Origin of the sequence: Falsiroseomonas oryzae (assembly GCF_027856955.1) — a bacterium.
Lineage (GTDB): Bacteria > Pseudomonadota > Alphaproteobacteria > Acetobacterales > Acetobacteraceae > Falsiroseomonas > Falsiroseomonas oryzae.
Genome location: NZ_JAPSMD010000667.1, coordinates 1 through 2,111 on the forward strand (window position 1 = coordinate 1; position 2,111 = coordinate 2,111).

The 2,111-nt window shown below is 76.0% G+C and carries 2 protein-coding genes and 1 pseudogene; all 3 read right to left on the reverse strand.

Annotated elements, in window-relative coordinates; genetic code table 11:
• Positions 1 to 703, reverse strand: a 703-nt coding sequence (locus OZN99_RS30345) for a hypothetical protein (protein ID WP_270938938.1), incomplete at its 3' end; no start/stop codon positions are given.
• Positions 700 to 1,335, reverse strand: coding sequence for a DUF4214 domain-containing protein (locus OZN99_RS30350; RefSeq protein WP_270938939.1), 636 nt, complete (start codon positions 1,333 to 1,335; stop codon positions 700 to 702). The genes OZN99_RS30350 and OZN99_RS30345, both read right to left, overlap by 4 nt.
• Before the next feature lie 39 nt (positions 1,336 to 1,374).
• Positions 1,375 to 2,111, reverse strand: a pseudogene (locus OZN99_RS30355) (hypothetical protein); the annotation flags it as partial.

Consider the following 2,111-nt stretch of genomic DNA (forward strand, 5'->3'; position numbering starts at 1 on the left):
CCCCCGCCCCGCCCGAGGCCGCGGCCTGGACCTGCCGCGCGAGCCAGGCGGCGAAGGACGCGTCGGCCAGCGCGCCGGCGGTCAGCGGCACGAAGTGCAGCGGCCCGGCCGCATCGGGCGCCCGCTCCGCCGCCTCATCGGCGGCGTGCTCCGCGCAGCGGTCGGGATGGCCGGGATGGCAGAGGAAGGGCGCGGTCGCCGCCGCCTCCAGCTCCGGCGTCGCGGCGAAGCGCAGCGCCTGCAATGGCGGGCTGATCCACCGCGCGCCGAGCCGGAACGACAGCGACCCGTTCACCTGGGAGGCGAGGCCGGCAAACAGCTCCGGCGCCAGCCCGACGAGACGGCGGAGCGCCGCTTCCCGCTTCGCCTGGCCGCGGGCGTAGAAGAACATATGGTTGCGCAGGCCGGGCAGGCAGCGCAGCGTGTCGCCATCGGTCAGGATCAGGTGCTCGCGCGTGTCGCCCAGCCGCTCGTCCAGCCAGGCGCGGGCGGCGCCATGGGTGTAGATCTCCGGCCGCGCCAGGAAGCGCACGCGCACCCGCGCGCCGGCCGTGGTGTGCATCACCAGGCGCAGCGCCAGCCGGAGGTCCGGATCGAGCGGCGCGTCGCGCAGGTGCCGCCAGGCGAAGATCGCGCCGGGCAGCGCCAGCGGCGCCAGTTGCGCGCCGGGGATCGAGACGAGCAGCGAGCCGCCGCCGGTCATGTCGCGAAGACAAAGCCCGGCGTGGCGGGCGAGGCCAGCAGGCGCGGCTGCTCCTTGAACTCGGCGCTCTCGGCCAGCAGCAGCACGACGCCGAGCGGGGTCACCGCGCCGGCGCGCAGCATGCGCTCGTAGAGGGCCTGGCCGGCGGCGTCCGCGGCGCGCCCCAGCACATAGGCGTAGGCCGTGCGGACGAATTCGGCCACGCCATGCTTCGCGGCGTGGCGCGCCATCAGCTCGGCGCAGCCGGTCAGCTGCTGGACGGAGCGCAGCATGGTCGGGTCCTGCGCCACGATGCGCTCGACGGTCGTGCCGTCGGGCTCCGGCGTATCGCGGATGCGCCAGGCGTCGGTGGCGTGGATCTCGGCGCCGCCGGCAGCCTCCCGCAGCACCAGCCGTGCCCCGGCCAGCGCCTCGGTCGGGCGCGACAGGCGCAGGCGGAAGGCGCACCAACCGTGCCGGAAGCCCACTTCCGCCAAGTCGCCGCGATGCAGGTTGGCGTAGCCGCGGGCGATCTCCGCGCCGTCGGGCGCGGCGATGCAGACCGTCAGGATGGCATCCGGCGCGGCGGTGTCGTAGGCCCAGCCTTCGGCGAAGCCGCCGGGCGTCAGCGCGTCCAGGTGACCGCGGATCATGCGGGCAGCGTGTAGCCGCCCAGGGCAGCGGGCGCCACCTCAGTTCACCTCGAAGATGCGCGGCAGCAGGGCGCAGAGGATGGCCTCCGGCGCCACGCGCTGGCGGGGCGAGAGCACCACCAGCGTCCCGGCCTGCTCCTCCAGGTGGAAGGCCTCGAAGACGGCGCGGTAGTTCGGGCGGCGGTCGGAGACGTCGTGCAGCAGCACCAGCGGCGCCGGCGCCGCATCGCGCCGCGCCGCGTGCAGCAGCGCGACGGAGAGCGCACAGGCCACGCGGAAGCGGCCATCCACCAGCACCAGGTCGGGGAAGGCGCGGCGGCGCTCCCACTCCTTCCACATCGTCGCCAGGTAGGCCGGCCATTTCTGCGGCGCGTTGCGGTCGGCGGGCGTGCCCCAGCCGCCCACCGGGCCGATATCGGCATGCAGGATGCTGGCGCGGCCGGCGGCGATGGCTGCCGCGACCTCCGCATCCGCGCGCACGGCGGCCGCCCAGTCCGGGTCGGAGTCCACGCCGACCACGATGTCGAAGGGCTGCCGCACGGCCAGCAGGGTGGAGCCGCCGGTGCCGAATTCCGCATAGCGCCGGCGGCCGGAGGCCAGGACGTTGTCGAACAGCGCGCGCTCCTCGGCCGACATGCGCGGCGCGCCGAGCTTCGGCGCGGGCTTGCCTGCCGCCGATGGCGCGGGCGCCGCAACCGGCGCGGCGATGGGCGCGGAAGCCGGCACGTCGAGCGCAGGCACCGTCACCGGCACCGGGGCCGCAGCGGGCGCGGCGG

Coding starts and splice junctions, on each gene's coding strand:
- OZN99_RS30350 (WP_270938939.1), bottom strand. CDS start 1,335: ATGATCCGCGGTCACCTGGACGCGCTGACGCCCGGCGGCTTCGCCGAA.